Origin of the sequence: Bacillus andreraoultii, from assembly GCF_001244735.1 — a bacterium.
GTDB lineage: Bacteria > Bacillota > Bacilli > Bacillales > Caldibacillaceae > Caldifermentibacillus > Caldifermentibacillus andreraoultii.
Genome location: NZ_LN868935.1, coordinates 609,140 through 615,139, shown reverse-complemented (window position 1 = coordinate 615,139; position 6,000 = coordinate 609,140). Strand labels below are relative to the sequence as shown.

The 6,000-nt window shown below is 34.5% G+C and carries 5 protein-coding genes and 1 pseudogene; 3 read left to right on the top strand and 3 right to left on the bottom strand.

Annotated features, from left to right (window positions below):
* Positions 1–41: 41 nt before the first annotated feature.
* The 3 genes from BN2144_RS03215 to BN2144_RS03205 form a co-directional block, all read right to left on the bottom strand.
* A complete protein-coding gene (locus tag BN2144_RS03215; RefSeq protein ID WP_033826456.1) occupies positions 42–1,370 on the bottom strand; it encodes an IS3 family transposase in 1,329 nt (442 codons plus the stop codon).
* Positions 1,371–1,492: 122 nt separating this feature from the next.
* Complete coding sequence (locus tag BN2144_RS03210; protein WP_033826481.1) at positions 1,493–2,551, bottom strand: DUF5105 domain-containing protein; 1,059 nt, start codon at positions 2,549–2,551, stop codon at positions 1,493–1,495.
* Positions 2,552–2,837: 286 nt separating this feature from the next.
* Positions 2,838–4,166 carry an IS3 family transposase gene (locus BN2144_RS03205; RefSeq protein WP_033826456.1) on the bottom strand — a complete coding sequence of 443 codons (1,329 nt, stop codon included), beginning with the start codon at positions 4,164–4,166 and terminating at the stop codon, positions 2,838–2,840.
* A gap of 164 nt (positions 4,167–4,330) precedes the next feature.
* Here BN2144_RS03205 and BN2144_RS03200 point away from each other — a divergent pair, with 164 nt between their 5' ends.
* From BN2144_RS03200 to BN2144_RS03190, 3 genes and pseudogenes are all read left to right on the top strand, one after another.
* The gene (locus BN2144_RS03200) at positions 4,331–4,534 is read left to right on the top strand and encodes a hypothetical protein (RefSeq protein ID WP_033826885.1); all 204 of its coding nucleotides are present in this window, start codon (positions 4,331–4,333) and stop codon (positions 4,532–4,534) included.
* Between the two features lie 14 nt (positions 4,535–4,548).
* Positions 4,549–4,983: pseudogene (locus BN2144_RS03195) on the top strand (DUF3732 domain-containing protein); the annotation flags it as partial.
* 207 nt (positions 4,984–5,190) lie between these two features.
* Complete coding sequence (locus BN2144_RS03190) at positions 5,191–5,895, top strand: DUF3800 domain-containing protein (RefSeq protein WP_050632187.1); 705 nt, start codon at positions 5,191–5,193, stop codon at positions 5,893–5,895.
* The last annotated feature ends 105 nt before the right edge of the window (positions 5,896–6,000 follow it).

Below are 6,000 nucleotides of genomic sequence, written 5' to 3'. Positions count from 1 at the left end.
TTAAAATGGTACCTATGTCAAGGACACAATAAAAAAAGAGGTTAAGCAACTAGAAGATGATTCCTATATTGAATAGGGGTCATCTTTTTTAAATTCCATTGATATCGATAATTGTTATAGTAAACCATATAGTGATTTATTTTTGCTTTTAGTTCTTTTAAGGATTTACAAGATTGATAGTCTACTTCATCTTTTAAATGACCAAAGAAAGACTCTTGAGGGGCATTATCCCAACAGTTCCCTCTTCGGGACATAGATTGTCCTAGGCCATATTTTTTTAATAACTTTTGATATCTGGGGCTCGTATAATGGCTCCCTTGATCAGAGTGGATGAAGGCATCTTTATGTAGTGTAATCTTCTTGTTTTTCATTAGTTTGTGAATCGTCTTTGTTGCGATGTCTAGAGTGATACGATCAGAAACATGGTAAGCTAGGAGTTCGTTAGTGGACGCATCTTTTATGGTTGACAAATAAGCCATGGAATTTCCGTTATATGGCAAATAAGTAATGTCCGTTAATAACACTTTTCCTGGAACTCCTTGCTTAAATTCCCTATTTAACTTGTTTGGAACAACCTGATGCTCCTTGGTTGCTTTAGCGATCCTTTTATAAGGATTTGGCTTTCTGTGAGGACAGATGATTCCATATTTCCTCATGATTCTCTGTATCTTTTTACGGCTAAACGTAATGTTAAAATCATTCTCCAGTATCATTTTAATGGAGCGTGAACCTTTCTTATATCCGCGCCGATTAAAGGCCTTTAAAATGATTTCCTTCGCTTCAAGATCCAATTTCTCCTTTGCTTCCCGGAAAGAGGAAGCCTTTAGGTAGCTATAATATCCAGACCGGGATACCTCTAAGAGGCCACATAGATACCTGGTCATCCCCTTAAATCCATTTTGTTCAATGGTCTCCTGAATCAATTGATATGCATTATTCGGATTTAGATTTTCGCTTGAGTTTAGCAGCCTCCTTTCTGTTGTTTCTAGCTTTTTTAACAGCTCAACCTGTCCTTCCAACAGTTCAATTCTTGCCTTTTGTCTTTCAATCACTTCGGACGGTGAAAGCTCACGTTTCAAGGGTCTGCCGGAAGCGTTTTTCCTCGTATCCGTAAGCCCAATCAAGCCATTCTTCTCATAGGCCTTTTTCCACCTGCAGGCTGACTGTTCGATTCGTTTTATTCCTATAACGTCCACATCGAAACCGTTCTCCGCAAAGATCTGACGAGGGAGTTTGCCAGCTAGGTACTCATCAATAAATCTATTTTTAAAATCGTCAGTATAGGTAATAGACCGATCGCTGACACGATGTATATTTGGATTCTGTTGAAGTGTTTTTATCTCTTTGGTTGAAAAAGTTATTTTACTCATGTTGTCCCCTAATCCTCATATTCTAAAATTCAAGTATATAAAAAAATACCTGTAGGTGAAACCCTCTTTTTCAAGTGTCCTACCTACAGGTACCATTTTACACGCCAGGCCTCTTTTTTTATTTAGTAAATTTTTCCGGATCCAAAAGTGGTGAATAAGCTTTCATAAGGATAATCTTTCGCTTGATCAATTTCCCACTTTCCATCTTTTGCCATTAGATTCATATCTATTGCCGTTCCTTTTTTTACTGAGATAGAACCCATAATATCGTCAATTTTAGAGAAAGCGTATTGGTATCTTTTATCTGTATCATAATTTCCAGTTTTTTCACGATAAGCATCGGAATAATCAAAAATTCCTTGATAAAGGTCGTTTAATGGAATCGTTTCATATTCTACACGAACAGTTGCTTTATCATTTCCAAATTCGACAAGGGAAATGGTGTAGGATGCTTTTTCATTTAGAAGTGAGATATACTCTTCTTGTGCCTTATCTATATCTTTTTCTGTCAATTTTTTAAACATGCTTAGATTTAATGTTTCTTTAAAATAGTCTTTTGCTTCTTTTATTGCCGCTTCTTGATTCATCGCAACTAATTTATCATATGCTTTATTTTCTTTTTTCAAGAAGACTGTGTCAATGAACGCGCTTAAAGCTTGAATGGGTTCTGCTAATTTTTCATAGCTATCACTATATTTATTTGTATCTAAGGTTAGGACGACTTCTTTCGGTTCCTTTCCTGGATCCATTAACATTGGCTTAATTCCAAGTTCGTATTTCTTCCCTTTTTCAACGTTAAAATAAAATGTCATTTTTGTCGACTTTCCAGGATTAATATCACTCGTTCTGTCGCCACCAATACCCGTATAATTACCGTAAATGTCAATTGGTGCAAGTTGATTGTCTCCGTCATAAAGGAAAATAGCATTTCGAGGTGTAATGGATAATGTTGATTTTGATCTATTTTTAATATTTAAGACGACCTCTAAAGGAGCTTCTTTCGCATCTTCGGAAAAATCTCCACTTTCTTCTGTCCAGATATACGAAGCTTTTTCAATGGAGACTTCTAATGCTCCCCCCTTCTTCTTTTCCGTCTTTGTCGCAGATTCGAATGTGGAACATGCAGCTAGAAATAAGCAAGCAAATAGAAATATAATGACTAAGGAAAACCTTTTGATCACCCAATCTCCCCCTTCTTATGAGTATACTAAGTTTTACTTAATCTGTGGTGAATCGTTAAAAGATTAAGAATTCAACACACCTAGTGCATTATAACAAAGCGAGATCATTTAGTTAATTCGACTTTAGACCTCTATTTTAAATGGGGACTTTTATCCGATTGGATTCAATTTTTTCATAGGCGAATAGTAAAGTATAAATTTTTCATTTTCTACTTTACCATTAGCTTTAAGCTCCCTAAGAAAGNTTAAAATGGTACCTATGTCAAGGACACAATAAAAAAAGAGGTTAAGCAACTAGAAGATGATTCCTATATTGAATAGGGGTCATCTTTTTTAAATTCCATTGATATCGATAATTGTTATAGTAAACCATATAGTGATTTATTTTTGCTTTTAGTTCTTTTAAGGATTTACAAGATTGATAGTCTACTTCATCTTTTAAATGACCAAAGAAAGACTCTTGAGGGGCATTATCCCAACAGTTCCCTCTTCGGGACATAGATTGTCCTAGGCCATATTTTTTTAATAACTTTTGATATCTGGGGCTCGTATAATGGCTCCCTTGATCAGAGTGGATGAAGGCATCTTTATGTAGTGTAATCTTCTTGTTTTTCATTAGTTTGTGAATCGTCTTTGTTGCGATGTCTAGAGTGATACGATCAGAAACATGGTAAGCTAGGAGTTCGTTAGTGGACGCATCTTTTATGGTTGACAAATAAGCCATGGAATTTCCGTTATATGGCAAATAAGTAATGTCCGTTAATAACACTTTTCCTGGAACTCCTTGCTTAAATTCCCTATTTAACTTGTTTGGAACAACCTGATGCTCCTTGGTTGCTTTAGCGATCCTTTTATAAGGATTTGGCTTTCTGTGAGGACAGATGATTCCATATTTCCTCATGATTCTCTGTATCTTTTTACGGCTAAACGTAATGTTAAAATCATTCTCCAGTATCATTTTAATGGAGCGTGAACCTTTCTTATATCCGCGCCGATTAAAGGCCTTTAAAATGATTTCCTTCGCTTCAAGATCCAATTTCTCCTTTGCTTCCCGGAAAGAGGAAGCCTTTAGGTAGCTATAATATCCAGACCGGGATACCTCTAAGAGGCCACATAGATACCTGGTCATCCCCTTAAATCCATTTTGTTCAATGGTCTCCTGAATCAATTGATATGCATTATTCGGATTTAGATTTTCGCTTGAGTTTAGCAGCCTCCTTTCTGTCGTTTCTAGCTTTTTTAACAGCTCAACCTGTCCTTCCAACAGTTCGATTCTTGCCTTTTGTCTTTCAATCACTTCGGACGGTGAAAGCTCACGTTTCAAGGGTCTGCCGGAAGCGTTTTTCCTCGTATCCGTAAGCCCAATCAAGCCATTCTTCTCATAGGCCTTTTTCCACCTGCAGGCTGACTGTTCGATTCGTTTTATTCCTATAACGTCCACATCGAAACCGTTCTCCGCAAAGATCTGACGAGGGAGTTTGCCAGCTAGGTACTCATCAATAAATCTATTTTTAAAATCGTCAGTATAGGTAATAGACCGATCGCTGACACGATGTATATTTGGATTCTGTTGAAGTGTTTTTATCTCTTTGGTTGAAAAAGTTATTTTACTCATGTTGTCCCCTAATCCTCATATTCTAAAATTCAAGTATATAAAAAAATACCTGTAGGTGAAACCCTCTTTTTCAAGTGTCCTACCTACAGGTACCATTTTAACTCCTAATTTCCTTTTATACTTGAATTGCCAGAAACAAGTTAAAGAAAGGGAGTCGTGTGCAAATGAATAATAACATAATTATGCCAGGATTAGAAGACGTAAAAATACTAAAAGTGGAACAAATGGATGACAGATTAGCGTTGTTTGTTCGTATAGGTTTAACCTCCCATGAAGATAAAAAAACTTCAATAATAACTTGGCTAGAAGAGTTAATACAAGAATATCTAGATAAAAGCAGCAAAGCTCTCGACAATTATGCTGGCTAAAGGCTGTTTTTAACTACTCCGATAGAACCCTTAAATTAAGGGAACCAAAGACACCAAATATTATTAATACTGTTGGTAGTAGTTCAAATGACTTATTTTTACATATATGCTTGTTTCTTGGATTGCATGATTTACTCTTACAGGTTAAATCACCATACGTTCCAAGTTTTCTCTTCTTAGACCAACCCAGTAGGCCATATTATGATGATGGCAAACCAAAAGATAATCAAGAAATAAAAGGTACTGATAGACAAAAGATATCTATTGCATTTAAAGTCCTAAATTATTTTATGGAAAAAATACTTGAAAGAGAAGAATCGTTTCAAATGATAATAGTAGAACATATCCCTCCAGAAATTTGGGAGAAACAAGGTTTAGAGAATATTCATTTAGTTGAAGAATTTAGAGACGGTAACTATCTAATAAATGAAATTAATAAAACTAAGTAAGTGTAAAAATTATGCGAATTTATCTAAGTATACTACTATAAATCTGTGAGATCATGTAGATAGAAAAAAGACCACTCCTGTCAAAACGGTGACTGGGTGGTCTTTTCTTAAAAACTTCCTATCAAAACGGTGATTGGAAGTAATACATGCTATAATATATGTAAATTATAAACAAATATTCATTTTTAGTCAAGTAGGTGATGACCTTTGAAATATAATATCTTTTTTGATGAGTCTAATAAATTGGATGCAGAGAAAAAATATTCCTATTATGGCGCATACGGTGTTGAACAATCTAAGTGTGATGGTATAGTAGCAGATATAAACAAAATTTTAAGGATGACTGGTAAGAAGAGTGAATATCATTTTACGGAATATAATAATGATAAGGACCTTACTCCCTACATATATCGTTTACACCATTTCATAAAAACAAACTTACAAATTAACATATTTGTCGTGGATAATGATATTGCATTTAATTTTGCTAGAAATGCTAACATCACAGTTACAGAATTACGTAATTTATTTTATGTTAAAATTCCGGAAAGGCTCTTTTATGGATTAACTAGGGGTCTTTCAAATGATTATAGAACAGTTGAAATTGTAGTTGATCACAGTCCTGAATATGGAAGAATGAGAGTATATTCAAAATTAAAACAGCAAATGAATGCACATGCAATTTATCGTGGTATGAAATACTATGTTAATAAAGCTTGGTATAAAGAATCACATAAATCTATACCTCTCCAAATAGTTGATTTGTTTATGGGAATTGTTGTCTTTCTAATGGAAAAGTCATATCTAAATATTGATGACGATAAACCAATTATCAAGAGTGACCTTATTTATCGTTTTTTAATTGAAGAAAATAATATACCTGAAATATTCATAGCTACAAATCCCATTTGATAAAATTTGTTAAATTAGTTGAACATAACGGTATTTAATTAAGAACCGTAGCCAATTCATAAAATAACTGAATTTTCAATAGAACAACTCTGGTATTTTGGGCAT

Bases quoted from the DNA above. Each gene is read 5' to 3' on its own strand.
- BN2144_RS03200 (WP_033826885.1), top strand. From the start codon at position 4,331: ATGAATAATAACATAATTATGCCAGGATTAGAAGACGTAAAAATACTA.
- BN2144_RS03205 (WP_033826456.1), bottom strand. From the start codon at position 4,166: ATGAGTAAAATAACTTTTTCAACCAAAGAGATAAAAACACTTCAACAG.
- BN2144_RS03215 (WP_033826456.1), bottom strand. From the start codon at position 1,370: ATGAGTAAAATAACTTTTTCAACCAAAGAGATAAAAACACTTCAACAG.